This window comes from Mesorhizobium sp. P2_F7 (assembly GCF_056403695.1).
Genome location: NZ_JBFUFA010000012.1, coordinates 1 through 24,592 on the forward strand (window position 1 = coordinate 1; position 24,592 = coordinate 24,592).

The following is a 24,592-nucleotide window of genomic DNA, read 5'->3' on the forward strand; positions in this document are numbered from 1 at the left end:
TGCGCGAACAGCGAAAACTCCGTCGCGTTGGTTGCGCCACACAGGCTTGCCGCGATCATCATCACGATCAGATCGCCTAGCCGGTGCGTGGCGTTGGCCGCACGCGGATCTGGCACCGCCCCGAAATAGCTCTCAAGGCTGGAAATGGCAGTCGCTCCTTCGCTAAGACTGCCTTCCCAAAGAATCTCTTCTCAAGCCAACTTCAAGCCCAAAATCGCCATATGCGATTCCCCTGCCCTTGCGGGGGAGGGATTCCTGCGTTATTTCAATCAATTTTTAATGTTTTTCGCCTGCGCCACTGGACAAGGCGAATCACCTTTGATTCTTTACAGACGATTCGGACGTGCGGTGTTGCCGGATCGTCAAGCGTACGGAAATTCGGGGAGTGCCATTTATGGCCAAGGCGGACGCGTGGGGCGCGCCCGAGGGGACGGCTTTTGAGCGGCGCAAGGCGCGGGGCGACGGCCTCGCCGGCAATACGCGGCTCATCGCTGAACCAGCCTACCGGCGGCTCCTGGCTGCCGAACCCCTTCTGCGTCGTTCGATACCGGCGCTCATCATCATCTTCCTGATCGTCATCGCCGCACTGCGCGTGCTCTCGCTGATGAACGAGCGCGACGATGCCGAGCGCGACGTCAAGGCGGTTCTGGGGCTGGCCGCCGGCCAGATGGCGAACGCAATCTCGGCCGACCCGAACGCGGCATCCAACGGCGCCATCGACCTGCTGGAAAGCACCAGCCGCCAGGGCGCCATGGGCAGGAGCCATGTGCTTGTCATCACCGACAGCGCCTTCAAGATCATTGCCGTGTCGCCGCTGTCGAGCGGCTGGCAAGGGCGCTCGCTCGACAGCCTGGTGCTGGACGGCCAGCCGCTGTTCATGTTCGGCGACCGCGCCGGCGTCATGGATGTCAGCATCGGCGGGCAGGACTGGTATGCGGCGGTGAGCTTGACCCGCGACCGCAAGAACGCCGCCGCCGTGCTGGTGCCGCAGGAAGCCGTGTTCGACAGCTGGCGCAAAACCGTGTCGCTCAACGTCACGCTGTTCGTGCTGACGGCCGGCGTGCTGATCATCATCCTCTACGCCTATTTCGGCCAGGCATCGCGCGCCCAGACGGCCGACCGCATCTATCTCGAAGCCCACCAGCGCATCGACATGGCGCTGGTGCGCGGCCGCTGCGGCCTGTGGGACTGGGACATGGTGCGCGGCAAGATGTACTGGTCGCGCTCGATGTACGACATGCTGGGTTACGAGCCCTGCAACTCGATGCTGTCGTTCGGCGAGGTCGATGACATCATCCACCCCGAGGACGGCGACCTGTTCGAGCTGGCCAACAAAATCGTCGAGCGCGAGATCGACCATATCGACCAGGTGTTCCGCATGCGCCACGCCGACGGCCAGTGGGTGTGGATGCGCGCCAGGGCGCAGGTGATCGACCCGGAAGCGCCCGAGATCCAGCTGATCGGCATCGCCGTCGACGTCACCGAACAGCGGCATCTGGCGTTGCGCTCCGAGGCGGCAGACCTGCGGCTGCGCACGGCGATCGAAAACATCAACGAATCCTTCGTGCTGTGGGATGCCACCCAGCGGCTGATCATGTGCAATTCCAAATACCAGAAGGACAACGGCCTGTCGGACCGCGACGTCATGCCGGGCGCAGCGCGTGCCGTACTGGAAGAACGCATGCTGGCTTTCGCCTCGGAGCGGCGACTGGCCAACACCAATGGGCCGCAAGGCGGCGCGACCTTCGAGCGGCAGCTCTCCGACGGCCGCTGGCTTCAGGTCAACGAATTGAGGACCAGGGATGGCGGCACCGTCTCGGTCGGCTCCGACATCACCCAGATCAAACTGCACCAGGAGAAGCTGGTCGACAGCGAGCGCCGGCTGATGGCGACCATCCACGACCTCAGCCTCGCCCGGCGGGCCGAGGAGGAACGCGCCAAGGAACTGGTCGAACTCAACCGCAAATACATGAAGGAAACCGAGCGCGCCGAGGCCGCCAACCGGGCCAAGTCCGAATTCCTGGCCAACATGTCGCACGAACTGCGCACGCCGCTCAACGCCATCATCGGCTTTTCCGAATTGATGGAACAGGGCCTGTTCGGGCCGCTGGGTTCGCCGCGCTACGAGGAATATGCCAACGACATCAACGGCAGCGGCAAATATCTGCTGGGCGTCATCAACGACATACTCGACATGTCGAAGATCGAAGCCGGCCAGTTCTCGATGGACCGCGAGGAGATCGATCTCTGTCCGCTGATCCGCGAGACGGTCCGCGTCATCTCGCTGCAGGCGGCGGAGAAATCGATCACGGTCGAAACCCGCATCGCCGATACGATGACCCTGTTCGCCGATCGCCGGGCGATCAAGCAGATCGCCATCAACCTTCTGTCGAATGCGGTAAAATTCACCGGCCAGGGCGGCCACATCTCGGTGCGTGCCCGCAATACTTCAGGCGCGCTGGTGCTGACCATCGAGGACAATGGTTGCGGCATTCCGAAGGAAGCGCTGAGCAAGCTCGGCCGGCCATTCGAACAGGTGCAGAACCAGTTTTCCAAGAACCACGCCGGCTCCGGCCTTGGCCTCGCCATCTCGCGCTCACTGGCCGAGCTGCAGGGCGGCGCGCTGAAAATCCGCTCGACCGAAGGCGTCGGCACCATCGTATCGGTGCGCATTCCGGTGAAGAAGGCGGCGCCGGCGGTGAAGGCGGCGGCCTAGTTTTTCATCGTGGTCAAACCGTGCAGAATCCGGCGGCCTTGCCGCCGGACCCAGATCACTCAACCTCACTGCATGCTGTCGTCGCCGCCATCCCATTGACGATGGCGGCCCATGCGGCCGTTCTTTGGCAGTTCGTTGCGCTCGATCTTGCCGTCATTGTTGCGGTCGAGCATGGCGAACACTTTTTTCTCACGCCCGGTGATGTCGTCAGTGGTCAGCGTGCCGTCACCCTTGGTGTCGTAGCGGGCGACGATGCGCTTGGCCATTTCTTCGAAACGCGCCTTCTCCAGCGCGTCGGCGAGCTGGGCGACGGTGAGCTTGCCGCCATTGTCGGCGACCAGCTTCTTCAGCCGTGCGTTCATGACGTCGGAAAACTGGTCGAAGCTGATGGTGCCGTTGGAATCCTTCATCGCCTTGTCGAGGCGCATCATCGTGTCCTCGCGCATTCTGGCGCTATGATTGTTTTCGGCATAGGCGGTGGTGCCGACGGCGCCGGCGAGCGCGACGAAGGCAAGGGCAAGTCCGGTTGTCTTTCTCATTGATATCTCCTGTTGCATCGTCACCCCCGATGCGATCCGAAACAGCCGTCAGCGCTTCACGCCCTCACGACCCTTTCGTACGAAGCAAAAGGTCGAAGTCCTTTCTGACCTTTTGCGACGTCTCCTTGAGATGTGCTTCCAGCACACCGAAATCCGGCAGGTCAGTCACCGCCAGAAGCAGATCCGACAATCCCGGCGGAACGTCGTCGCGTTCGAATGCGCCGGTAAGGCAAAGCCGCGTCATCTGGGTCAGCGCCAGATAGAGTTGATAGGCTTCGCAAAGCTCTTGCCTGACGTCTGCGTCGGCGAAATCCGGCGTCAGATGCGACAGGATTTCGCCGGTCGCTGTCACCCTGTTGCCGGCTTCAACCTGGCCGGTGATGACGGCCACTTGCGCAATGAATTCGAGGTCGATGAGGCCGCCAGGGATCAGCTTGATGTCCCAGAGATCGCGCGGTGATTTTTCCTTCTCGATCAGCGCGCGCATCTCGGTTGCCTCGGCCCGCACCTTGGCAGCGTCGCGCGGCAGGGCCAAAAGTTTGGCCACCTCGACTTCAACCTCGACGCACAGTGCGGCGTCACCGCCGATGGCACGGGCGCGGGCCAACGCCATGTGCTCCCAGGTCCAAGCTTCCTGACGCTGATACTTCTTGAAGGCGTCGACATGGGTGGCGACCGGCCCCTTGTTGCCGGACGGCCGCAAGCGCAGGTCGAGCTCGTAGAGAACGCCCTCGGCGGTCGGTGCTGAGACAGCCGCGATCAACCGCTGCGTCATCCTGGTGTAGTAGTGCGACGGCGCCAGCGGCTTGTGGCCGTCGGATTCCTCGGCATCGGCGTCGTGATCGTAGAGCAGGATGAGGTCGACGTCCGAGCCGGCGGTAAGCTCACGGCTGCCGAGCTTGCCCATGCCGAGCAGCGAAACCGTGCCGCCGGCGATGCGGCCGTGGCGCAGTGCAAATTCGGCCGTCACCGCTTGCAGTGCGGCGTCGATGGTGAGGTCGGCGAGGTCGGAAAAGGCACGTCCGGCACGGCTGGGGCTGATCGAGCCGGCGAGCAGGCGCACGCCGATCAGGAACTTCTGCTCGGAGGCAAAGATGCGCAGACGGTCGAGCACGTCCTCATAGGCCCTGTCACCTTCGATGAAAGCCGCCAGCCTCGCGGACAGATAGGCGCGATTGGGCAATTCGTTCAGCAGCGCCGGATCGAGCAGGCCGTCGAAGACATGCGGACGCTTGGTGATGATCGCCGCCAGCCGGGGTGCGGCGCCCATGATGGTCGCCATCAGTTTCAGCAGAGCGGGGTTCGACTGCAGCAGCGAAAACAGCTGGATGCCGGCCGGCAGACCGGCGAGGAATTCGTCGAAGCGCACCAACGCCTCGTCGGCCCGGCGCGTCTGGCCGAAGGCTTTGAGCAGCGCCGGTGTCAGTTCGGTCAGACGCTCGCGGGCCTCGGCCGACCGGGTGACGCGGTAGCGGCCGAAATGCCAGCCGCGGATGACGCGGCAGATGTCGCTCGGCCGCTTGAAGCCGAGGCCGTGCAAGGTGCGCAGCGTGTCGGGATCGTCGACATCGCCGGTGAAGACCAGATTGCCGACGCCGGCCGACAGTTCCGGCGCGGTTTCAAACAGCGCCGCGTAATGGCGCTCGACTTCATGCAAAGCCGCGCGAAAAGTTTCGGAAAATTTGGCGGCATCGGCAAAGCCCAGCATTTGGGCGATGCGCTCCAGCCCCTCATCATCGTCCGGCAGGATATGCGTCTGCTCGTCGGCGACCATCTGAATGGCATGTTCGACGCGGCGCAGGAACCAGTATTGGCGGGTGAGCGCATCGCGGGCATCGGCGGTGATCCAGTTGCGCGCCGCCAGAGCACCCAGCATCGGCACGGTCTCGCGGCCGCGCAACTCGGGAAAGCGTCCGCCGGCGATCAGTTGCTGGGTCTGGACGAAGAACTCGATCTCGCGAATGCCACCGCGACCGAGCTTGACGTTGTGGCCCTTCACCGCGATTTCGCCATGGCCCTTGTGGGCATGGATCTGGCGCTTGATCGAATGGACGTCGGCGATCGCCGCATAGTCCATGTATTTGCGCCAGACATAAGGCTGCAACTCCCGCAGAAACGCCTCGCCGGCTGCGAGATCGCCGGCCACCGGGCGCGCCTTGATCATGGCGGCGCGTTCCCAGTTCTGGCCGCGCGCCTCATAGTAGCGGAGCGCCGCCTCGACCGGGATCGCCAGCGGCGTCGAGCCGGGATCAGGGCGAAGCCTGAGGTCCGTGCGGAAGACATAGCCGTGTTCGGTGCGGTCCTGCAGGATGCGGACCAGCCTGCGGGTCAGGCGCGCAAACAGCTCGGTGGCATCGAGCGGATCGACGATCGCCGGCGCTTCCGGATCGAAGAAGACGACGAGATCGATGTCGGAGGAAAAATTCAGTTCATGGGCGCCGAGTTTGCCCATGCCGAGCAGGATCCAGCCGGACTGCTGAGACGGCTTTTCGGGATCCGGCAGTTTGAGCTTGCCCTGGCTGTGCGCCTCGCGCAGCAGGAAGTTGACGGCAGCACGGCTGCAGGCATCGGCGAGATCACTGAGGCGCCTGACCGTCAGCGCGGTCTCGGCCTCGCCGGAAAGGTCTGCAAGGGCAATCAGGAAGTGAGCTTCGCTCTTCCACTGCCTGAGTTCCATCATCAGGCTCGATTCCGAGACGGTCTCGGCAAAGGCGGCCTTGCCGATGGCGTCGCTAATGCCGGTCAGCCTGGCCTCGACACTGGCATCGAACAGCGCATCGAGAATTTGCGGCCGGCGGCGCGCGACATCGCGCAGGAAGGGCGAGAGGTCGAAGACGGCAGCGAGAAAATCCTGGGCGGCGCCCTTGCCCGCGAGGAATTTCGCCAGCCGCGGCAGGTTCTCGTCCTCGGCTTCGGCGGCGAGCTCCGACAGTTCGCGCCGGGCGCGGCTCTTATCCAGCGGCGCAAGTTGCGCCGCCAGCTGCAGATGCCATTCGGTCTCTACCTGCGTCTGCGCCATCCTCACCGCCATCAATGGTCCTCCCGTACCGGGAAACTCATGATAGCGGACAATCCGGGATTGGCAGGCAGAAGTTCAAGCCGGCCATTGTGGAACGTCATGATCGCCTTGGCGAGGCTGAGGCCCAGGCCCGACCCCGGCTGCGAGCGGCTCTTTTCCAACCGCACGAAGCGCTCGGTCGCCCTGGCGCGATCGGCGTCATCGGGAATGCCCTGGCCATTGTCGGTGACGGAGAGCCGGATGTCATGGCCGACACGCTGCAGCGCCACGCGCACGGCCGGCTTTTCAGCTGCGTCGGTTGAATATTTGATGGCGTTGTCGACGATGTTCGACAGCGCCTGGCCGATCAGTTCGCGATTGCCATTGACGGTGAAGTCCCCGTCCACGGAGGTTTCGAGCGCCACGCCGGCCTCCTCCGCCACCGGCTCGTAAAGCTCGACGACATCGCGCACGGCGGCGGCGAGATCGACCTTGCCGGTGCTTTCCGAGGAATAGCCCGCCTCCAGCCTGGAGATCATCAGGATGGCGTTGAAGGTTTTTATCAGCTGGTCGGACTCGGCGATGGTGCCTTCCAGCGCCTGCCGGTAGTCAGTGGTCTTGTGCTTGCCCGAAAGCGTGGCCTCAGCGCGATTGCGTAGCCTGGTCAGCGGCGTCTTCAAATCATGAGCGATGTTGTCGGAGACCTGCTTCAGGCCTTCGTTGAGCGTCGCGATCCTGGCCAACATGGTGTTCAGGTTTTCCGACAGGCGGTCGAACTCATCGCCGGCGCCGGTCACCGGCAGACGTCCCGTGAGATCGCCGCCCATGATGCGGCGGCTCGCCTCCGAGACGCTGTCGATGCGCTTCAGCGCCGCGCGGCCGACAAAGAACCAGATCAGCAGCCCGCCCAACCCCATCATGCCCAGCGCCAGCATCAACGCGCGGCGGATGACGGCGCGGAAGCGCTCGGGTTCGCCGAGATCGCGGCCGACAAGCATGATCATCTGGTTGGGCAGGCGCAGCACCAGCGCGATGGCGTTGTGACCCTTCTCGCCTTCCACCTGAATTTCGGGCTCGCCGGGCTGCGTCCCGTTGGGGTCGGCAGCCTGATTGCGCTGCCGCTCAAGCTCGCCTTCGCCGAAGCGGCGGTAGGAGAACGGCTCGGTCGTCCAGCCATCGGTCTCGAGCACACCCGGCTCCAGGCTCTGCACGTTCCCGGTGAGGATCTGGCCGTTGGCGTCCGCGATCAGATAGAGGTTGGCGCCGGGCTGGCGCGAACGCTGCTCGACCACGCGTACCAGCACCGGCAGGCCGCCGCGCTGATAGGCTCGCGCCAGGCCGAGCACCTCGTCATTGATCGTCTGCTGGGTCTGGCCGGTCAGCATGCGCGCCGACAGCGACGTCATGTAGAAAACGAGCAGCACGGCGCAGAGCGCGAAAAGCAGGAAATAAAGCGCCGAAAGCCGCGCCGCCGTCGTCCTCATGATGGCCGGCAGGGAAAGGGCCATTGGCGTTCTAGCCGCTCTTCAGCATATAGCCGGCGCCGCGCACGGTGTGCAGGATCGGCTTGTCGAAACCCTTCTCGATCTTACCGCGCAGCCGCGAGACATGCACGTCGATGACGTTGGTCTGCGGGTCGAAATGGTAGTCCCAGACATTTTCGAGCAACATGGTGCGCGTCACCACCTGGCCGGCGTGGCGCATCAGATATTCGAGCAGGCGGAATTCGCGCGGCTGCAGCGTGATCTCGCGCGCGGCGCGCTTGACGGAATGGGAAAGACGGTCGAGCTCAAGATCGCCGACCCGGTAGACGGTTTCGGCTTCCCTGGCGCTGGCGCGGCGGTTCAGCACCTCGACGCGGGCGAGCAATTCGGAAAAGGCGTAGGGTTTGGTCAGATAGTCGTCGCCGCCGGCGCGCAAGCCGGTGACGCGGTCGTCGACCTCGCCCAGCGCCGACAAGATCAGCACCGGCGTGGTGTTGCCGCGCGACCGCAGGCCGGCGATCACGGAAAGCCCATCGCGGCGCGGCATCATTCGGTCGACGACCATCACGTCGTAGTCGCCGGCATCGGCAAGCGCGAAGCCGGTTTCGCCGTCGCCGGCGACATGGGCGGTGTGCCCGGCCTCGGCAAAGGCCTTCTGCATGTAGTCCGCCGCCTCGCGATCGTCTTCTATGACGAGAATCTTCATAGAGCCGTTATACGCGATTTCGCTGGAAGATTGAGGGGCCGCCATGAGCGTGAAAGCTTTCGTTCAAGCATGTTGTTTGTCCCAAAACTGCCGTGCACTTTTGGGCGACATGCTTTGCTGTTAGAGCGGCAGCGGGCGATGGGGGCCCGCTGCCGCCGGGGGCAGAACACGATGACTGACTAACGCGTTCGGCCCCTTGCTTTTCCGTGCGGCGGCTCGGGGGTGTTGAAACCGCCGCACTGGAAAAGTGTTCGATGTCAGCCCTTGGCGACCGGCAGCGCGACGAAGCGGTTCGAATCGTCGCGGGTGATCTGCATCAGCACCGCCTTGCGGCCGGACTTGACCGCATCGGCCATCGCCTTGGCGACGTCCTCGGTGCCGTTCACCTCCGTCGAATTGACCGAGGTGATGACATCGCCGGGCTGGATGCCACGGTCGGCGGCATCGCTGTCGGGGTCGACATCGGTGACCACCAGGCCCTTGCCGTTTTCCGACTTGGTGACGGTGAGGCCGAGATCGGCCAGCGCGGCCGGCTTTGCCGGGGCTGGGGGCTGCTGCGGGTCGGCCGAAGCCTGCTTGTCGCTCGAAGGCAGGGTGCCGAGATCGACCTTGATCGTCTGGCTCTTGCCGTCGCGCCACACCGTGACGTCAACCGACTTGCCGGGCGAATAGGCGCCGATCAGACGGGCCAGTTCCTTCGGCGAGGCAACGTCCTTGCCTTCGACCTGGGTGATCACGTCGCCGGCGGTGATGCCGGCCTTCTTGCCGGGTCCGCCGTCCTGGGCGCTGGAAACCAGAGCTCCGTTCTGCGACTTCAAGCCAAGCGATTCGGCGATATCCGAGGTGACCGGCTGGATTTCGACGCCGAGCCAACCACGCTGCACCGAGCCGCTCTTCATCAGGTCCTGCACGACCTGCTTGGCGGTCGAGGCCGGAATGTCGAAGGCGATGCCGACGCTGCCACCCGAGGGCGAGAAGATCGCCGTGTTGATGCCGACGACCTGGCCATTGAGGTTGAAGGTCGGGCCGCCCGAATTGCCGCGGTTGACCGAAGCGTCGATCTGGATGAAGTCGTCATAGGGGCCGGCGCCGATGTCGCGGCCACGGGCCGAGACGATGCCCGCGGTGACGGTGCCGCCGAGGCCGAACGGATTGCCGACGGCAACCACCCAGTCGCCGACGCGAACCTTGGAATCGTCGGCGAAGTCGACATAGGTAAACTTGCCGACGCCATCGACCTTGAGCACGGCGAGATCGGTGCGCGGATCGGTGCCGATCAGCTTGGCGTCGAGTTCCTTGCCGTCATTCATCACCACGGTGAAGGCCGAGCCTTCCTCGACGACATGGTTGTTGGTGACGAGATAGCCGTCATCGGAGATGAAGAAGCCCGAACCCTGCGCCACCGGGCGGGGCTGGTCGTTGTTGCGGTCGCGATGGCTGAAGCGGCGGTTCTGGCCGTTCTGATCGCCGAAGCCGCGGAATTGCTTGAAGAACTGCCGCAGCTGCGGATTGTCGGGCATGTTGTTGAAGCCATCCGGATCGTCGGACTGGTCGGAGCCGTCATCGGCGGCCGGTTCGATCTTGGCCTTAACCTTGACGCTGACCACGGCCGGCGAAACGCGCTCGACGACATCGGCAAAGCCCGGCACCTGCGGCGCTTCGACCCGGACGGCGTCGGCCAGAACAGGAGCCGTGCCGGTGGCGACGGCGCCGAAGCCGATGGCGCCGGCAATGGCCAGCGAAGCGGCGGCGGCCAACAGACGCTTGCGGGTGCGGGAATATGAATTGGGGGCAATAGACATGGATCTGTATCCTCTTTTCACTGGATGCGGCTCAGGCAGAGCATCCTCGGACAAGAGGAATAGAGAGGCGCACATTACGGCGCCATTTCCGAAGCATGAAAGTTTTGTAATGTTGGCGCTGTTCAGTCGCGCCGCAGGATGGTGTCCAGCGCCGCCTGTTCCTCGGCGCTCAGCGCCTTGGTTGCCAGCGAGCGGCGGGAGCGCGTGGTCGCCACGATGAAAATGCCGCCGACCAGAAGCAGCAACACCGGCGTGCCCCACAGCAAGGCGTTGCGCGGGCTGAAGCGCGGCTTCAACAGCACGAACTCGCCGTAACGCGACACGATGTAGTCCATCACCTGCTGGTCGGTATCGCCGGCGACCAGGCGCTGGCGCACCAGGATGCGCAGGTCGCGGGCAAGGTCTGCATCGGATTCGTCGATCGACTGGTTTTGGCAGACCATGCAGCGCAGGCCTTCCGACAGCAGCCGCGCCCGCGCCTCGAGCGCGGGGTCGGCGAGAACCTCGTCCGGTTTCACCGCTTGCGCTGCGCCGGCAAACAGCAGCGCCAGCAGCAGAATGAGCGAGGCCAGCGAGAATCTGGTGCTCACGGCACGCCTGCCGACGGCATGACAGCTGCCTGCTTGCGGCGGCGCGAGGGCGCACCGACGCGCAGGCGACGGTCGAGCAGCGACATCGCCGCGCCTGCCATCATCACCAGAGCACCGCCCCAGATCAGCGTCACCAGCGGCTTCCACCACAGGCGCACCACGACCGAACCATCGGTGCCTTCGTCGCCCAGCGACAGATAGAGCTGGCTGAATCCAAGCGTCTCGATGCCGGATTCGGTCGTCGTCGTCTGCCGCACCGGAAAGAATCGCTTGGCCGAGGTGATTTCCGCCGAAACGCCACCATCGGCGCCGATCAGCGAAAAGCGGCCGCGCTGCTCGTTGTAGTTGGGGCCTTGCGCCGGGAAAAGGCCATCGAAACGCAGCGTGTGGCCGGACAGTTCGACGCTTTCGCCGGCATGCATCGACAGGATTTTTTCGGTGCCGAAGCACAGCGTGCCGACAATGCCGAGCGTCGTCAGCCCGAGTCCGAGATGGGCAAGGGCGGTGCCGAACACCGAACGCGGCAAGCCGGCGAAACGGCGCAGCATGATGGCCGGGGTTACCGAACCAAAGCCGGACTTGACGGCAAGGTCGGTCAGCGCGCCGCAGACGAGCCAGCAGGCAAGGCCGACGCCAAGAGCGGCGAACACCGACGCGCCGTCGATGAACAGGCCGGTGACCAGCATCGCCAGCAAGGCTGCGGCGAAGGCCGCCATCAGGCGCTGGGCGACGGCATAGAGGTCACCGCGCTTCCAGGCGAGCAGCGGCCCGAACGGAACCACGACCAGCAGCGGCACCATCAGCGGGCCGAATGTCAGGTTGAAGAACGGCGCGCCGACCGAGATCTTGCCGGCAGAAAGCGCCTCGACCGCCAGCGGATAGAGCGTGCCGACCAGCACGGTGGCGGTGGCGGTGGTCAGGAACAGATTGTTGAGCACCAGCGCGCCTTCGCGCGAGATCGGGTGGAACAGGCCACCGGCCGTCAGGCTTGAGGCACGCAGCGCAAACAGCGCCAGCGAACCGCCTATGAACAGCGTCAAGATGCACAAGATGAAGATGCCGCGGGTCGGGTCGGTGGCGAAGGCATGCACCGAGGTCAGCACGCCGGAGCGCACCAGGAAGGTGCCGAGCAACGACAGCGAGAAGGTCAGGATGGCGAGCAGCAGCGTCCAGATCTTGAGCGCCGAGCGCTTTTCCATGACGATCGCCGAGTGCAGCAAGGCCGTGCCCGCAAGCCACGGCATGAAGGAGGCGTTTTCGACCGGATCCCAGAACCAGAAGCCGCCCCAGCCGAGCTCGTAGTAGGCCCAGTAGGAGCCCATGGCGATGCCGCCGGTCAAAAACATCCAGGCGACCAGCGTCCATGGCCGCACCCAGCGCGCCCAGGAGGCATCGATGCGACCTTCGATGAGAGCCGCGACCGAGAAGGAGAAGCAGATGGAGAAGCCGACATAGCCGAGATAGAGCAGCGGCGGGTGGATGGCGAGGCCGAGGTCCTGCAGGACCGGGTTGAGATCGCGGCCTTCGATCGGCGCCGGATTGAGCCGGATGAACGGGTTGGACGTCGCCAGGATGAACAGGAAGAAGGTGGCGCCGATCGCCCCTTGCACGGCCAGCACATTGGCCCGCAGCGTTGCCGGCAAATTGGAACCGAAGACGGCGACCAGCGCGCCGAAGAAGGTCAGGATCAGCACCCAGAGCAGCATCGAGCCTTCGTGATTGCCCCAGGTTCCGGTGATCTTGTAGATCAGCGGCTGCAGCGAATGCGAGTTTTCCCAAACGCTCGCCACCGAGAAATCGGAGGCGGCATAGGCGCCGGCGAGGGCTGCGAAGGAGAGCGCGGTCAGCGCGAAGCCGGTCACCGTGACCGGACCGCCGACAGCCATCAGCCGCTGATTGCCGGTACGGGCGCCGATGAGCGGCACCAGCGTCTGCACCAGCGACAGGGCGAAGGCGAGGACGAGCGCGAAATGTCCGGTCTCAACCATTACTCACTCTTGTTCTCTTGCCACACGCCCTTGGCCTTCAGCCCATCGGCCACTTCCTTGGGCATATAACGCTCGTCATGCTTGGCCAGCACGCTGTCGGCGAGGAAGACGCCGTCCGCGCCGAAGCTGCCTTCGGTGATGACGCCCTGCTCCTCGCGGAACAGGTCGGGCAGGATGCCGGTATAGGTGACCTTGACCGATTTGTGCGTGTCGGTCACCGAGAACGCAACGGTTGCGCCCTGCCCGCGCACGACCGTGCCCTTTTCGACGAGGCCGCCAAGCCTGATGCGCTGGCCCGGCTGCAGGCTGGCGGTGGTCAGATCTGCAGGCATATAGAAATACGACGCCTTTTGGCCGAGCGCGTAGAAGGTCAGCCCGGTGGCGGCGCCGAGAAAGGCCAGCCCTCCGATAATCACCGACAATCGCTTCTGCTTGCGCGTCATGCCCTACTCCGTCGCCGTCAGGCCGAGCGAGGCGGCAAAGGCGGTGAATTTCTTCGCTTCCTCACTGTCGGCGCCAAACACGGCAATACCGCGATGCAGCGCGTCGCGCGCCTGGTCGGCCTTGCCCAGCACCACATAGGAACGAATGAGCTGCATCCATCCTTCCGTGTCACGCGGATTTTGTCGCAGTTTTTCGTCGAGACCAGCGACCATCGTATCGATCATGGCCTGCCTGTCCTGCGGCGGCATCGACGAGGCGGCATCGACGGCTGCGGCATCGGGGCCTTTCGCGGGCTCTCCTGACGCGACGCTGCGGTTGGCGGCCTCGGCCAGTGCCTGTTGGACAGCGCCCCGCCAGGGCGAATCCTGCGGCAGGAGTCCGAGCATTTTCTGCCAGGCCGCTGTGGCTTCCGGTATGCGGCCTTCCTGCGCCAGCGCCATCGCCAGGTAGAAGGACGCTTTCGGGTTTGCCGGGTCGAGCTTCAACGCCTGCTCGAAAGCCGATTGCGCATCGGCCGAAACGATGCCGCCGGCCGCATTGGCGATCGCTTCGCCGAGCCCGGCCTCGCGGGCAGACGTGTCGCCATCGAGGCGGATGGCGTTGCGATAGGCGGTCACCGCATCGGAAAAGCGCTGCAGGCGCAGGTAGATCGGGGCGAGCACGTCCCATCCCCTGCCGTCGGACGGATTGGCGGCAAGATGTGCCTCGGCGCGCGCCACCAACTCGTCGACCGAGCTGTCGGCCGGGTTCTTGGCCAGCCGCTCGGCAAGCGGCTGTGACGGCAAATCGGGCGAACCGAGCTGGCTGTACAGGCTCCAGCTGAGCAGCGGGACCACCAGCACCGCTGACGTCGCCACCAGCCTTATTGCTCTCGACGGCTGCCGCGACTTCGGCGCATCGGCTTGTCCGACATCCCTCAGGCGAAGGATGCGGCGGGCGATTTCGGCGCGCGCCTCCTCGGCTTCCGCCGGCTGGATCAGGCCGCGCGCAGCGTCACGCTCGAGCTCGGCCAGCTGGTCGCGATAGACTTCAAGGTCATGGTCGCTGCTGGTCGAAGCGCCGTTGCCGCCGCTGGTCAGCGGCAGCAGCACCGCCAGGCTTGCACCCAGCGTGAGGATTGCGGCTATGACCCAGAACAGCATGGTTCTTCCAATAGAGCGAGAGCCCTGCTCTCACAACATGAGGGTGCTGCGACGCTTTGACGGGAGGCCGATCACGATCAGCCGGCCCGAACGGTCAGGTCAGCGGCGTCCAGCTGCCGTCGGCGTTGCGACAGGCGGTGCCACGCGCGGTCTGGCCGGCCGTGCCGGTAAACACCGTATGGGTGTACTGGCGGCAATCCTGCGAGCCGACGCGATAGGGCTGGGCCGCGACGACTTCGCCGGAATGGGCCGAACTGTCGCTCTTCCACGTCACCTTCTGGCCGCTCGCCGTGTATTCGAGCGCCTTGTATTCCGCCTCGAGCGCCTTGCGCTTCTCGGTCTCGCTCAGGCCGCTGCCGATCGATCCGCCGACGAGCCCGCCGGCCATGGCCGAGATGATCGTCGTCGCGACTTTAGCCCCTGAAGGAGGCGACGCGGGGGGGTTGGTGATGGAGATATCCGGGCCGCCGCCCTTGCTCAGGGTTCCGCAGCCGGAGAGAGCGAGCAGTGCGGAAACGAGCGCAACGCGAATCTTCATGCCTACAACCAGTTTTCTTGAACGGGATGCGCTGGGGGGCCGCGTCATCGGGGATATCTGGAGGCCATACTATTGATATTTGTCGGAAATTTGGCCGTTTTTAACGGCTTTTGTGCAATCGATGGGCCGCCATAACACAGGCATTCGGCCATGTCGATTGGCTCCCGGGAAGAGCATCATGGAAGGCTGCGCAGGCGCACCACCGCCTTCAACCCGCCCAAGGCGGAGCGGTCCAGCGCAAGCGCGCCGCCATATTCGTTGACGAGGTCGGCGACAATGGCAAGTCCGAGCCCGGTGCCCGGCTTGGTCTCGTCGAGGCGCCGGCCACGTTTCAGCGCATCGCGCGCCTTGTCCTCGGGAATGCCTGGACCGTCATCCTCAATTGCGATCTCGAACAAGCCGGCGGCGCCGGCCGGCGTGACGGACACGGCGACAGTGCTCTTTGCCCATTTCATCGCATTGTCGAGGAGATTGCCAAGCAGTTCCTCCAGATCCTCGCGCTCGCCGGCAAAGACGATGTCGGCCACCGGCAACGTAAGCGACAGGCTGACATCAGGCTTGAGCTTCTGCAGCACGCGCACCATGGGCTGCACCAGCGGCGTCACCGGCGTGCGGTAGACGACGCTGTCGCGCTGCGCCGCGACCCTCGCCCGCTGCAGATAGTGATCGACCTGCTTCTGCATCGAGGCGGCCTGGTCGGCGATGAGTTGGCCCTTGGCGCCGCCGAGCGCACGGCCCTCATTGATCAGCACGGCGAGCGGCGTCTTCAGCGAATGGGCGAGATTGCCGACCTGTGTGCGCGAGCGTTCGACGATGCGCTTGTTGTTTTCGATCAGCGCATTGGTCTCGTTGGCGAGCGGCTCGATCTCGGCCGGGAATTGACCGTCAAGCCGTTGCGCCGTGCCCTCGCGGACCATGGCAAGCGCGTTGCGGACCCGGCGCAAGGGCTGCAGGCCGAGCAGGATGGCGATGGCGTTGATGGCGATCATGCCGACGCCGAACAGGCTGAGATAGGTCAAGAGGCGACGCTGGAAGGTGGCGATCTCCTGCTCGAGCTCGGTCTTGTTGCCCATGACGCGGAAGCGCGCGGCGCGGTTTTTGGCGTCGAGAACGAATTCGCTTTCGAACACTTGCAGTTCCTCGTCACCGATGCCGTCGGTGGAATAGCTGCGCTGGAAACTGGAATTGAACGGCACCTCGGCGACGGTCGGCGACGGGATCGTCGTGGTCATCGAGGATGAATGAAGGTTGCCGTGCACGCCTTCGGAAGCCGGCTCCACAGACCAGTACCAGCCCGAATTCGGCTCAGAGAAGCGCAGGTCGCCGAGGTCGGGAGCGCCGGTGAGCTGGCCGGATTCGGAAACGCCGACGGAGCCGATCAGGTTGAACAGATGCGCCGACAAAAGGCTGTCGAAGCCACGCTCGCTGGCCTGGCGGTAGAGCGTGGTGATCAAGGTGAAGATGACGATCAGGGTGAGGATCGCCCAGATCGTGGAAAAGCCGATGACGCGAAAGGCCAGCGAGCGCGGCCAGAGCCGTGCCGAAAAAGGCTTCCTTTCTGGTATGGGGAGCGGTTCCGCCTTACGCCTCCGGCTCACGCATGCGATAGCCCATGCCGCGCACGGTTTCGATCATGTCGATGCCCATCTTCTTGCGCAGCCGGCCGACAAACACCTCGATGGTGTTGGAATCGCGGTCGAAATCCTGGTCGTAGAGATGCTCAACCAGTTCGGTGCGCGACACCACCTCGCCCATATGGTGCATCAGATAGGCAAGCAGGCGGAACTCATGCGAGGTCAGTTTCAGCGGCTGGCCGTCGACATCGGCCTTGGAGGCCTTGGTGTCGAGGCGCAGCGGCCCGCAGGTGAGCTCGGACGAGGCATGACCGGCGGCGCGCCGGATCAGCGCCCTCACCCTGGCCAGCACCTCCTCGATGTGGAACGGCTTGGTGACGTAATCGTCGGCGCCGGCATCGATGCCCGACACCTTGTCGCTCCAGCGGTCGCGCGCGGTCAGGATCAGCACCGGCATCTTGCGGCCGTTGCGGCGCCAGCGCTCGACGACGCTGATGCCGTCCATCTGCGGCAGGCCGATGTCGAGCACGACGGCGTCGTAGGGTTCGGTGTCGCCGAGGAAATGGCCTTCCTCGCCGTCATAGGCGCGGTCGACGACATAGCCGGCATCGACCAGCGCGTCGGCCAGTTGTCGGTTGAGATCCTTGTCATCTTCGACGACGAGTACGCGCATGATCGGGCAGGCCTGTTGATGTCTCAGATATAGGCCGATTCCGACGGCCTGGGAAACAAGCCCTGTAAAGGGAAGATTGGGGGGTCAGTTCGCCGGGACGACGATCTCGGAGCGGCGCGGACGCTGGCCGTCCTTGCCAGGCACCAGAACGACGATGACGCAGACCTCCTGACCGCCCCGCGTCGACTGCGAAGCCTTGGCCAGTGTGCCGCCATTCTGCTCGGCAACCTGCTGACCGATCGCGTAGCAATCGGCCGCGGCCGCCGGCGTCGCCTGCGACGCCAACACCCCGGCGATGCCAAGCGCCAGTGTCGCGGTTCTGAAATGAGAGCGAAGCGTTTTCATGATCAGCGTTGTAACGCAACTGTGCTGAACGTGAAATGAACGGTGAGCGGTTGAAAATCCATCCCCGCAATACCCCCTGCGCGCGAAACGAATGAATGCAATCATGCCGCCCAGATCCCCTCAGACCGGGCGTGCGATTCATAGCCGGAAAACCGGCAGCGCGGCTATGTTTTTTGCCAGCTGGTTCTCAAGTCGCAGGTGGATCGGGAACAGGTCAAAGCGCGACCATTCTCAGGGGCGCCCTAATTAGCGTAGGGAACGCCAAATCATCGGAGCGCGCCATGACGGATAATGACCTTGCCGACCTTTACCGGGGCTACATCGCCTGCCTGAATGCCCAGGACTGGGCCAATCTCGGAAAGTTTGTCGGCAATGAAGTTCAGCACAATGGCGAAATGCTCGGCCTGTCAGGCTATCGCAGCATGCTCGAAGGCGATTTCGCGGCCATTCCCGATCTCAGTTTCAACATCGAACTGCTGGTCTGCCAGCCGCCGCGCGTGGCGGCGCGCCTGCATTTCGACTGTCATCCCAAGGGAATGCTGTTCGGCCTGCCGGTGAACGGCAAGCGCGTGACGTTCGCCGAGAATGTTTTCTACGAATTCGCAGACGCTCGCATTCGCGAGGTGTGGTCGGTCATCGACAAGGCCGAAATCCAGGCGCAAATTTAGGTCGCGCTTTGCGTGATGGCGCGTATCCGCAGCACCCCGTGATGGAGCGCCAGGTCCTCGTCGTAGCGCGCCTCGGCGAATTCCAGCGACAGGCGGGTCTGGTCGCGCGAGCCGGTGGCGAATGCAGCGCCGTCGAGGCGCGCCCGGATGCTGTCCATGATCAGACGCGTCTCGGCCTCGCCTTGCGCCTTCGACCAGACATGCAGCGTGATCAGCTGATCGTCATCGTTGTCGGCGCCGGTGTCGAGATCGAACGCGCTGGTCCGGCCATAGGTGACATAGGGAAAGGCGGCACTGTCGGCCGCCTGCTCGCGCAACCCGGCGCCGCCGAGCAGCGCCGTCAGCGAGGCGTCGCTTTTCAATCTCATGAACAGGGCTTGCAGCAAATCGCCGGGCGCCGTCATCGTCGTCTCCGTTCGCCTGTCACGCCTAAGAGCATGATGTCATCCGAAACCCGCTTCACACTTTTCGGCATCATGCTCTGGAACAAACCTCATGCTCGCCGGCAGTTTCGCGCGCAACCTAACTGCGTTGCGTCGGTTTCGCCAGATGACAACCGGCCCGACGCGGTTGCGAATCGGGCGGCATGGCCGGTTCACGGACCGGTTTCTATTTGGCATGCAGGGAGTTTCAAGAAGGGTGTTATGAGGAGGCCTGTTTTCTCCGACAATTCGAGGTCATTTCATGCGAACGCCATCGCTGCTGCCGGCTTTTGGAAAGCTTGGCGTCAAGCCCCCGGTCGCGATTGCGGCAGCGCCCACCCCGTCGAAGGGCATGAATGCCATGGCTTTGCGGATGCGGGAGGTTCTTTCCGTGCATGGCGGCCTGGTCTTGAAGCTGTCGGTGCTGGCCTGGACAATCCTGATCCTGGCGGCGGCATTTTTTATGTCAAAGGCCTGACGCCGAGATGGCAAACCGCTACGCCTTGCGCATGGACGAGCCTGACAGCTGGACCATCTTCGACATCTTCACCGGCCAGCCTGTCGAGCTCAAGCATCAGGTCATGGTCGGCATGACTGTGCGCGATGCGGAAGCGATGGCCGACCGCCTGAACAGCCGGGACGCCAAGCGGCGGGCAAAAGCCGACCGCAAATCCTGATCCAGGTCGATCGCAGCAGAGGCTAACTGAAATCCGCGGCGGTGAGCACATAGATGCTCTTGCGGGTGCGGGCATAAGCCTTGCTGGCAATGTCATGGATGGACCTTGACGCCGTATCGAAAGCCGCCAGATAGGTGGCTTCCGCGGTCGCCGTCCCCGATGGCGCCTTCGAGATGGCATCGGCGGCGACAGAGAAGGAAATCTGGAACATGCCGTCATGGCCGACAAAGCGGATGCGCTTGCCGGCCTCGTCATAGCTGCGGCTTGGATTGGGGAATGTCAGGCTCATGACTTGGCTCCCTTCGGTGCGGCGGCAGCCTTCTTGACTGTCGCCCGCTTCTTCTTCGGTGTCGGGTTCAGGGCTTCCTCAATGCGGTCGGCCTCTTCCTTGGCCAGGCGCAATCCCCTGAGCCTTGCGGTCTTGATCTCCCTGGCTCTGGCCTCGGATACGTAATCGGAGGTCGCCTTGTTGCGCTCGGCCGTCTTCTTCTGCTTGTCCATGAAGCGGGCCTCAGCTTTTTCCATGATACTCTGATTGCCGTCGGCCATCGCTTAAATCTCCCTGGTGCCTGAAACCGTTGAAATGAAACTTTCCATATAAATAGTCGCTTTGGCACAGAAATTCAATTTTTTGAATTATTTAGACGGAGCGCGATATCTGGAAATCCGCAGGCCACATAATACTTTTTAATATTTTGGATTGCCCGCGAATAATTTTTGGCACTCCTATCTATCGAGTGCCAACGCGCCTATAAGAGCGGTGTGGCCGCCTGTGCAGGCCCCAGAAAGAAGTTCTCATGAAGTTTCGGCCACTCCACGACCGCGTCGTCATCCGGCGCGCCGAAGGCGATACCAAATCCAAGGGCGGCATCATCATTCCCGACAATGCCAAGGAAAAGCCGCAGGAAGGCGAAGTCATCGCCGTCGGCCCCGGCGCGCGCGACGAAAACGGCGCGCTTGTTCCGCTCGATGTCAAGGCAGGCGACTTGATCCTGTTCGGCAAATGGTCGGGCACCGAGGTCAAGATCGACGGCGAGGACCTTCTGATCATGAAGGAAGCCGACATCATGGGCGTGATCGAGAAGAGCGTCGAAGCCAAGAAGGCTGCCTGAATGGCGCGCTGCGCGGTCCGCGCGGCGAAAGGTCCACTCCAAATACGAACTGGATGAAAAAATGTCTGCCAAGGAAATCAAATTCTCCACCGACGCGCGCGACCGCATGCTGCGCGGCGTCGAGATCCTCAACAATGCGGTGAAGGTCACGCTCGGCCCCAAGGGCCGCAACGTCATCATCGACAAGGCCTATGGCGCGCCGCGCATCACCAAGGACGGCGTCACCGTCGCCAAGGAAATCGAGCTTGCCGACAAGTTCGAGAACATGGGCGCGCAGATGGTGCGCGAAGTGGCCTCGAAAACCAATGACCTCGCCGGTGACGGTACCACCACCGCCACGGTGCTGGCCGCCTCGATCCTGCGCGAAGGCGCCAAGCTGGTTGCCGCCGGCATGAACCCGATGGACCTCAAGCGCGGCATCGACCAGGCTGTCGCCGCCGCGGTCAAGGACATCAAGGCGAAAGCCAAGAAGGTCAAGTCCTCGGCCGAGATCGCCCAGGTCGGCACCATCGCCGCCAATGGCGACGCCACCGTCGGCGCCATGATCGCCAAGGCGATGGACAAGGTCGGCAATGACGGCGTCATCACCGTCGAGGAGGCCAAGACAGCCGACACCGAACTCGACGTCGTCGAAGGCATGCAGTTCGACCGTGGCTATCTCTCACCCTACTTCGTCACCAACGCCGACAAGATGCGCGTCGAGCTGGAAGAGCCTTACGTGCTTATCCACGAGAAGAAGCTCGGCAATCTGCAGGCAATGCTGCCGATCCTCGAAGCGGTGGTGCAGAGCGGCAGGCCGTTGCTGATCATCTCCGAAGACGTCGAAGGCGAAGCTCTGGCGACGCTGGTCGTCAACAAGCTGCGCGGCGGCCTCAAGGTCGCGGCCGTCAAGGCGCCGGGCTTCGGCGACCGCCGCAAGGCGATGCTGGAAGACATCGCCGTGCTGACATCGGGGCAGATGATTTCCGAAGATCTCGGCATCAAGCTCGAAAACGTCACCATCGAGATGCTCGGCCGCGCCAAGCGCGTGCTGATCGAGAAGGACACCACCACGATCATCGACGGCGCCGGCACCAAGGCCACCATCCAGGCGCGCATCGCCCAGATCAAGGGCCAGATCGAGGAGACGACGTCCGACTATGACAAGGAGAAGCTGCAGGAGCGGCTGGCCAAGCTTGCCGGCGGCGTTGCCGTCATCCGCGTCGGCGGCGTCACCGAGTCGGAAGTGAAGGAAAAGAAGGACCGCATCGACGACGCGCTGAACGCGACGCGCGCCGCGGTCGAGGAAGGCATCGTCCCCGGTGGTGGCGTAGCACTTCTGCGCGCCCGGTCGGCGCTTGCCGGCCTCACCGGCGCCAATGACGATGTGACGGCGGGCATTTCGATCGTGCTGCGCGCGCTCGAAGCGCCGATCCGCCAGATCGCCGAGAATTCCGGCGTCGAAGGCTCGATCGTCGTCGGCAAGCTCTCCGACAGCAAGGATCACAATCAGGGCTTTGACGCCCAGAACGAGGTCTATGTCGACATGATCAAGGCGGGCATCGTCGATCCGGCGAAAGTGGTGCGCACCGCACTGCAGGATGCCGGCTCGATCGCAGCGCTTCTGATCACCGCCGAAGCGATGATCACTGACATCCCGGCCAAGGATGCAGCACCTGCGGGCAACGGCGGCGGCATGGGCGGTTACTGACCACGCGCCTGAAATGCCCGCCCGGGGAGCCGGGCGATAGACAGAACAACGGCCGCCGGGGAGATTTTCCCGGCGCGCCCAAGGATTTCCGTCAGTCAGCAGTCAGCAACGACAGGGAGACCGACAGATGATCACGTTCGCACCAAAGCCGAATGGCGTGCCGGCGAAGCCGGCAGAGGAAAGCCGCTTCGATCGCATCCGCCGGATTGCCGCCGACAAGCATAAGCTGACCGACGCCGGCACGATCCGCCGCGAACCGCCGAAGACCGGCGACAAGCGGCCGATGTGAGGCGCGCGCCGCGTTTCGTCACGAGACCGGGGCCGCCCCAACTCTGTTCGGCGCGCTACGCCATGAATTCGCAGCCATCGGCCTCCTTGGGCAGCTCCTTGAAGGCCATTTGAAGCGTAATTATATCAATCACTAAGCGTGCGGTGCACGCGACACATAGTGCTTTGGTCAAGCTTCTCTATGGAGGTTGTCATGGCCAATAAACTCATGGAAGGAAAACGTGGCCAGGATCTGATCAATCTGATCCTTGCCGTTTGCCTGTTCGTCTCACCCTGGATAGTCGGCTTCGCCGCTGAAACCACTGCCGCTTACAACGCCTGGATTGTTGGCGTTGTGCTCGGTGCGCTGGCTTTCGCGACGCTTTCCGTATTCGCCGAGTGGGAAGAGTGGGTGAATCTTGTTCTCGGGCTCTGGCTGATCGTCTCGCCCTGGCTGCTTGGTTTTGTGGCGAACGCAAACGCAATGGGAACCCATATGGTTCTTGGCGTGCTGGTGGTTCTCGCATCGGCCTGGGCAGTCTGGGACGTCCATCACCCGCACGCGCATGCGTGATCGGTGACGACAAAGGAGGGGCCCGGCGCGTGAGCGGCGGGCTCCGCTGACAGCTGAGAGCGATGCGCCGGCCCGCACTACCTCACGAGACCGGCGCCGCGCCGCCTTGTTCAGTGCGCCGGGCTATGAACTCATCGAGAATGCCAGTGGTGGCAGTGGCCGAAGCCGGCGGCTGGAAGTCGGCCAGCGTCCGTTTCCAGATGCCGGTGGCGCGCTCGGTCGCCGACTTCGAACCGGACTGCGTCCAGTTGCCGAAATTCGACCAGTCGGCGACCAGCGGCTCGTAGAAGGCGGTGCGATAGCGCGCCATGGTGTGGCCGGCGGAGAAGAAATGCCCGCCTGGCTGCACTTCGGCGATGGCCTCGAAACCGATCGCATCGTCGTCACCGGGAGTTGCCGCGCAAAGCTCGGCAATCGACTGCACTGCCTCGATGTCGGTGATCAGCTTCTCGAAAGAGACACTCAGGCCACCCTCCAGCCAGCCCGCGGCGTGAATGCAGACGGTGGCGCCGGCAAGCACCGAACCCCAAAGGGCGAACTGCGACTCATGAGCTGCCTGCGCGTCGGAAATGTTGGCGGCACTGCCGGCACCCGAACGCCAGGGAAGGCCGATGAAGCGCGCCAATTGGCCGGCCCCAAGTGTCGCCTTGACGTGTTCGGGCGTGCCGAATGCCGGAGCGCCCGACTTCATGTCAACATTGGAGGAGAAGGAACCGTAAAGCACGGGTGCGCCCGGGCGTACGACCTGCGCCAATGCCAGACCGGCCAGCGCCTCGGCATGCTGCAGCGTCAGCGCGCCGGCGACCGTGATCGGCGCCATGGCCCCGGCGAGGCAAAACGGCGTGATGACCAGGACCTGCCCGGCGCGGGCGAAGTCGATGATGCCTTGCGCCATCGGAATGTCGAGCTGGCGCGGTGAATTGGTGTTGATGATGGTGTAGCAATGGGCGCCAGCGCGGAATTCATCCTCTGACAGCCCGCGCGCCAGCCGGATCATCTCAAACCCATCCTCGACCTGCGGCGTTCCACGAGCGAAGACAAAGGGGAACTTGTCGGACAGCGTCAATTGCGCGCGGTTGACGGCATAGTGGCGTAAACGGTTGTCGACATCCTGCGGCTCGATGCAGGGGCAAAGCATGTGCAGTACGTCGAAATGCTGGATGAGCTTGGTCAATTCCTCGAAGGCGCTGAGCGTTCCCGGCCGGCGGCCGCGTTCGAGATCGGTGACGTTGGGCGCGCCAGCGCCGGCCAGGAATGTCATCGAGCCGAGTTCGAGCGTGAGGTCTCGGCTGCGGTCGCCGGCCAGCGCCGGGATCGACTTTGGCGCCGAGGCCAGTGCGGCCGTGACGATGTCTCGGCCGATGCGCACCATCTGACTGTCCTCATCGACCAGCGCACCGGCTTTGGCGTAAATCGCGCGCGCCTCGGGTAGCAGCACCTTGATGCCGAGCTCTTCCAGCACCCGCAGCGCCGTGTCGTGGATGGCGGCGACGCGATCGTCCGAAAACACCGGCTGCGGCAGGAACGGGTTTTTGAGCGAACGATAGTTCGGGTGGCGGCTTGAGCCGCTGCCGGCCTCCCCGGTGTGTCCGCGCCGGCGCTCGCGCCTGGTCTCCCTTATGACATCATCGACCATGGCCACC

General features: G+C 63.8%; 25 protein-coding genes. 8 read left to right on the top strand and 17 right to left on the bottom strand.

Annotation, left to right across the window (positions count from 1 at the left end):
- The first annotated feature begins 394 nt into the window (after positions 1 to 394).
- Positions 395 to 2,716, top strand: coding sequence for a PAS domain-containing sensor histidine kinase (locus AC1DZ8_RS27125; RefSeq protein ID WP_477302422.1), 2,322 nt, complete (start codon positions 395 to 397; stop codon positions 2,714 to 2,716).
- Positions 2,717 to 2,781: 65 nt separating this feature from the next.
- On the opposite strand, the gene AC1DZ8_RS27130 is transcribed toward AC1DZ8_RS27125, so the two are convergent.
- From AC1DZ8_RS27130 to AC1DZ8_RS27190, 13 genes are all read right to left on the bottom strand, one after another.
- On the bottom strand, positions 2,782 to 3,255 hold the full coding sequence (locus AC1DZ8_RS27130) for an EF-hand domain-containing protein (RefSeq protein WP_477302424.1): 474 nt from the start codon (positions 3,253 to 3,255) through the stop codon (positions 2,782 to 2,784).
- A 64-nt stretch (positions 3,256 to 3,319) separates the two neighbouring features.
- On the bottom strand, positions 3,320 to 6,274 hold the full coding sequence (locus AC1DZ8_RS27135) for a bifunctional [glutamine synthetase] adenylyltransferase/[glutamine synthetase]-adenylyl-L-tyrosine phosphorylase (RefSeq protein ID WP_477302928.1): 2,955 nt from the start codon (positions 6,272 to 6,274) through the stop codon (positions 3,320 to 3,322).
- An 11-nt stretch (positions 6,275 to 6,285) separates the two neighbouring features.
- A complete protein-coding gene (locus AC1DZ8_RS27140) occupies positions 6,286 to 7,761 on the bottom strand; it encodes a sensor histidine kinase (protein WP_477302426.1) in 1,476 nt (491 codons plus the stop codon).
- Between the two features lie 7 nt (positions 7,762 to 7,768).
- The gene (locus AC1DZ8_RS27145; RefSeq protein WP_023670185.1) at positions 7,769 to 8,443 is read right to left on the bottom strand and encodes a response regulator transcription factor; all 675 of its coding nucleotides are present in this window, start codon (positions 8,441 to 8,443) and stop codon (positions 7,769 to 7,771) included.
- A 257-nt stretch (positions 8,444 to 8,700) separates the two neighbouring features.
- Positions 8,701 to 10,245 carry a Do family serine endopeptidase gene (locus tag AC1DZ8_RS27150; RefSeq protein ID WP_477302428.1) on the bottom strand — a complete coding sequence of 515 codons (1,545 nt, stop codon included), beginning with the start codon at positions 10,243 to 10,245 and terminating at the stop codon, positions 8,701 to 8,703.
- A 122-nt stretch (positions 10,246 to 10,367) separates the two neighbouring features.
- On the bottom strand, positions 10,368 to 10,835 hold the full coding sequence (locus AC1DZ8_RS27155; RefSeq protein ID WP_477302430.1) for a cytochrome c-type biogenesis protein: 468 nt from the start codon (positions 10,833 to 10,835) through the stop codon (positions 10,368 to 10,370).
- A complete protein-coding gene (locus tag AC1DZ8_RS27160) occupies positions 10,832 to 12,823 on the bottom strand; it encodes a heme lyase CcmF/NrfE family subunit (RefSeq protein WP_477302432.1) in 1,992 nt (663 codons plus the stop codon). Before AC1DZ8_RS27160 ends, AC1DZ8_RS27155 begins: the two co-directional genes overlap by 4 nt.
- Positions 12,823 to 13,266 (bottom strand): cytochrome c maturation protein CcmE, encoded by a 444-nt coding sequence (gene ccmE / locus AC1DZ8_RS27165; protein ID WP_477302434.1) that lies wholly within the window; start codon positions 13,264 to 13,266, stop codon positions 12,823 to 12,825. Before ccmE ends, AC1DZ8_RS27160 begins: the two co-directional genes overlap by 1 nt.
- A 3-nt stretch (positions 13,267 to 13,269) precedes the next feature.
- The gene (gene ccmI / locus AC1DZ8_RS27170; RefSeq protein WP_477302436.1) at positions 13,270 to 14,409 is read right to left on the bottom strand and encodes a c-type cytochrome biogenesis protein CcmI; all 1,140 of its coding nucleotides are present in this window, start codon (positions 14,407 to 14,409) and stop codon (positions 13,270 to 13,272) included.
- Between the two features lie 94 nt (positions 14,410 to 14,503).
- Complete coding sequence (locus tag AC1DZ8_RS27175; protein ID WP_477285787.1) at positions 14,504 to 14,947, bottom strand: hypothetical protein; 444 nt, start codon at positions 14,945 to 14,947, stop codon at positions 14,504 to 14,506.
- A gap of 176 nt (positions 14,948 to 15,123) precedes the next feature.
- On the bottom strand, positions 15,124 to 16,545 hold the full coding sequence (locus AC1DZ8_RS27180; RefSeq protein ID WP_477302438.1) for an ATP-binding protein: 1,422 nt from the start codon (positions 16,543 to 16,545) through the stop codon (positions 15,124 to 15,126).
- Positions 16,529 to 17,194: a response regulator transcription factor gene (locus AC1DZ8_RS27185; RefSeq protein WP_112564177.1), complete on the bottom strand. Its 666-nt coding sequence runs from the start codon at positions 17,192 to 17,194 to the stop codon at positions 16,529 to 16,531. The genes AC1DZ8_RS27180 and AC1DZ8_RS27185 overlap by 17 nt, the downstream gene beginning before the upstream one ends.
- An 84-nt stretch (positions 17,195 to 17,278) precedes the next feature.
- On the bottom strand, positions 17,279 to 17,539 hold the full coding sequence (locus AC1DZ8_RS27190; RefSeq protein WP_352584879.1) for a hypothetical protein: 261 nt from the start codon (positions 17,537 to 17,539) through the stop codon (positions 17,279 to 17,281).
- A gap of 281 nt (positions 17,540 to 17,820) precedes the next feature.
- Here AC1DZ8_RS27190 and AC1DZ8_RS27195 point away from each other — a divergent pair, with 281 nt between their 5' ends.
- Positions 17,821 to 18,207, top strand: coding sequence for an ester cyclase (locus AC1DZ8_RS27195; RefSeq protein WP_477302441.1), 387 nt, complete (start codon positions 17,821 to 17,823; stop codon positions 18,205 to 18,207).
- Here the strand turns inward: AC1DZ8_RS27195 and AC1DZ8_RS27200 are convergent.
- A complete protein-coding gene (locus tag AC1DZ8_RS27200; RefSeq protein ID WP_477302443.1) occupies positions 18,204 to 18,611 on the bottom strand; it encodes a DUF3168 domain-containing protein in 408 nt (135 codons plus the stop codon). The genes AC1DZ8_RS27195 and AC1DZ8_RS27200 overlap by 4 nt on opposite strands.
- 280 nt (positions 18,612 to 18,891) lie before the next feature.
- On the opposite strand from AC1DZ8_RS27200, the gene AC1DZ8_RS27205 reads away from it, so the two are divergent.
- Together AC1DZ8_RS27205 and AC1DZ8_RS27210 are read left to right on the top strand one after the other, a co-directional pair.
- A complete protein-coding gene (locus AC1DZ8_RS27205; RefSeq protein ID WP_477302445.1) occupies positions 18,892 to 19,107 on the top strand; it encodes a hypothetical protein in 216 nt (71 codons plus the stop codon).
- A gap of 7 nt (positions 19,108 to 19,114) precedes the next feature.
- Complete coding sequence (locus AC1DZ8_RS27210) at positions 19,115 to 19,306, top strand: hypothetical protein (RefSeq protein WP_477302447.1); 192 nt, start codon at positions 19,115 to 19,117, stop codon at positions 19,304 to 19,306.
- A 22-nt stretch (positions 19,307 to 19,328) separates the two neighbouring features.
- Here the strand turns inward: AC1DZ8_RS27210 and AC1DZ8_RS27215 are convergent, their stop codons facing one another.
- Positions 19,329 to 19,595, bottom strand: coding sequence for a DUF1488 family protein (locus tag AC1DZ8_RS27215; RefSeq protein ID WP_352584873.1), 267 nt, complete (start codon positions 19,593 to 19,595; stop codon positions 19,329 to 19,331).
- A complete protein-coding gene (locus AC1DZ8_RS27220; protein ID WP_477302449.1) occupies positions 19,592 to 19,855 on the bottom strand; it encodes a hypothetical protein in 264 nt (87 codons plus the stop codon). Before AC1DZ8_RS27220 ends, AC1DZ8_RS27215 begins: the two co-directional genes overlap by 4 nt.
- A 248-nt stretch (positions 19,856 to 20,103) precedes the next feature.
- Between AC1DZ8_RS27220 and AC1DZ8_RS27225 the strand changes: the two genes are divergently transcribed.
- The 4 genes from AC1DZ8_RS27225 (at position 20,104) to AC1DZ8_RS27240 (ending at position 22,949) form a co-directional block, all read left to right on the top strand.
- Positions 20,104 to 20,418, top strand: coding sequence for a co-chaperone GroES (locus AC1DZ8_RS27225; RefSeq protein ID WP_019859661.1), 315 nt, complete (start codon positions 20,104 to 20,106; stop codon positions 20,416 to 20,418).
- Between the two features lie 61 nt (positions 20,419 to 20,479).
- On the top strand, positions 20,480 to 22,108 hold the full coding sequence (gene groL / locus AC1DZ8_RS27230) for a chaperonin GroEL (protein ID WP_477302451.1): 1,629 nt from the start codon (positions 20,480 to 20,482) through the stop codon (positions 22,106 to 22,108).
- Between the two features lie 127 nt (positions 22,109 to 22,235).
- Positions 22,236 to 22,397: a hypothetical protein gene (locus tag AC1DZ8_RS27235; RefSeq protein ID WP_477302453.1), complete on the top strand. Its 162-nt coding sequence runs from the start codon at positions 22,236 to 22,238 to the stop codon at positions 22,395 to 22,397.
- A gap of 192 nt (positions 22,398 to 22,589) precedes the next feature.
- Positions 22,590 to 22,949 (top strand): SPW repeat protein, encoded by a 360-nt coding sequence (locus AC1DZ8_RS27240; RefSeq protein ID WP_477302455.1) that lies wholly within the window; start codon positions 22,590 to 22,592, stop codon positions 22,947 to 22,949.
- Between the two features lie 82 nt (positions 22,950 to 23,031).
- Here AC1DZ8_RS27240 and AC1DZ8_RS27245 read toward each other — a convergent pair whose 3' ends face one another.
- Positions 23,032 to 24,585, bottom strand: coding sequence for a trimethylamine methyltransferase family protein (locus tag AC1DZ8_RS27245; RefSeq protein WP_477302457.1), 1,554 nt, complete (start codon positions 24,583 to 24,585; stop codon positions 23,032 to 23,034).
- Positions 24,586 to 24,592: the final 7 nt, after the last annotated feature.

Excerpts from the sequence above, each read along its gene's own strand:
- AC1DZ8_RS27125 (WP_477302422.1), top strand. The coding sequence starts at position 395 with ATGGCCAAGGCGGACGCGTGGGGCGCGCCCGAGGGGACGGCTTTTGAG.
- AC1DZ8_RS27130 (WP_477302424.1), bottom strand. The coding sequence starts at position 3,255 with ATGAGAAAGACAACCGGACTTGCCCTTGCCTTCGTCGCGCTCGCCGGC.
- AC1DZ8_RS27135 (WP_477302928.1), bottom strand. The coding sequence starts at position 6,274 with ATGGCGCAGACGCAGGTAGAGACCGAATGGCATCTGCAGCTGGCGGCG.
- AC1DZ8_RS27140 (WP_477302426.1), bottom strand. The coding sequence starts at position 7,761 with ATGGCCCTTTCCCTGCCGGCCATCATGAGGACGACGGCGGCGCGGCTT.
- AC1DZ8_RS27145 (WP_023670185.1), bottom strand. The coding sequence starts at position 8,443 with ATGAAGATTCTCGTCATAGAAGACGATCGCGAGGCGGCGGACTACATG.
- AC1DZ8_RS27150 (WP_477302428.1), bottom strand. The coding sequence starts at position 10,245 with ATGTCTATTGCCCCCAATTCATATTCCCGCACCCGCAAGCGTCTGTTG.
- AC1DZ8_RS27160 (WP_477302432.1), bottom strand. The coding sequence starts at position 12,823 with ATGGTTGAGACCGGACATTTCGCGCTCGTCCTCGCCTTCGCCCTGTCG.
- ccmE (WP_477302434.1), bottom strand. The coding sequence starts at position 13,266 with ATGACGCGCAAGCAGAAGCGATTGTCGGTGATTATCGGAGGGCTGGCC.
- ccmI (WP_477302436.1), bottom strand. The coding sequence starts at position 14,409 with ATGCTGTTCTGGGTCATAGCCGCAATCCTCACGCTGGGTGCAAGCCTG.
- AC1DZ8_RS27175 (WP_477285787.1), bottom strand. The coding sequence starts at position 14,947 with ATGAAGATTCGCGTTGCGCTCGTTTCCGCACTGCTCGCTCTCTCCGGC.
- AC1DZ8_RS27185 (WP_112564177.1), bottom strand. The coding sequence starts at position 17,194 with ATGCGCGTACTCGTCGTCGAAGATGACAAGGATCTCAACCGACAACTG.
- AC1DZ8_RS27190 (WP_352584879.1), bottom strand. The coding sequence starts at position 17,539 with ATGAAAACGCTTCGCTCTCATTTCAGAACCGCGACACTGGCGCTTGGC.
- AC1DZ8_RS27195 (WP_477302441.1), top strand. The coding sequence starts at position 17,821 with ATGACGGATAATGACCTTGCCGACCTTTACCGGGGCTACATCGCCTGC.
- AC1DZ8_RS27200 (WP_477302443.1), bottom strand. The coding sequence starts at position 18,611 with ATGACGGCGCCCGGCGATTTGCTGCAAGCCCTGTTCATGAGATTGAAA.
- AC1DZ8_RS27205 (WP_477302445.1), top strand. The coding sequence starts at position 18,892 with ATGCGAACGCCATCGCTGCTGCCGGCTTTTGGAAAGCTTGGCGTCAAG.
- AC1DZ8_RS27210 (WP_477302447.1), top strand. The coding sequence starts at position 19,115 with ATGGCAAACCGCTACGCCTTGCGCATGGACGAGCCTGACAGCTGGACC.
- AC1DZ8_RS27215 (WP_352584873.1), bottom strand. The coding sequence starts at position 19,595 with ATGAGCCTGACATTCCCCAATCCAAGCCGCAGCTATGACGAGGCCGGC.
- AC1DZ8_RS27220 (WP_477302449.1), bottom strand. The coding sequence starts at position 19,855 with ATGGCCGACGGCAATCAGAGTATCATGGAAAAAGCTGAGGCCCGCTTC.
- AC1DZ8_RS27225 (WP_019859661.1), top strand. The coding sequence starts at position 20,104 with ATGAAGTTTCGGCCACTCCACGACCGCGTCGTCATCCGGCGCGCCGAA.
- groL (WP_477302451.1), top strand. The coding sequence starts at position 20,480 with ATGTCTGCCAAGGAAATCAAATTCTCCACCGACGCGCGCGACCGCATG.
- AC1DZ8_RS27235 (WP_477302453.1), top strand. The coding sequence starts at position 22,236 with ATGATCACGTTCGCACCAAAGCCGAATGGCGTGCCGGCGAAGCCGGCA.
- AC1DZ8_RS27240 (WP_477302455.1), top strand. The coding sequence starts at position 22,590 with ATGGCCAATAAACTCATGGAAGGAAAACGTGGCCAGGATCTGATCAAT.
- AC1DZ8_RS27245 (WP_477302457.1), bottom strand. The coding sequence starts at position 24,585 with ATGGTCGATGATGTCATAAGGGAGACCAGGCGCGAGCGCCGGCGCGGA.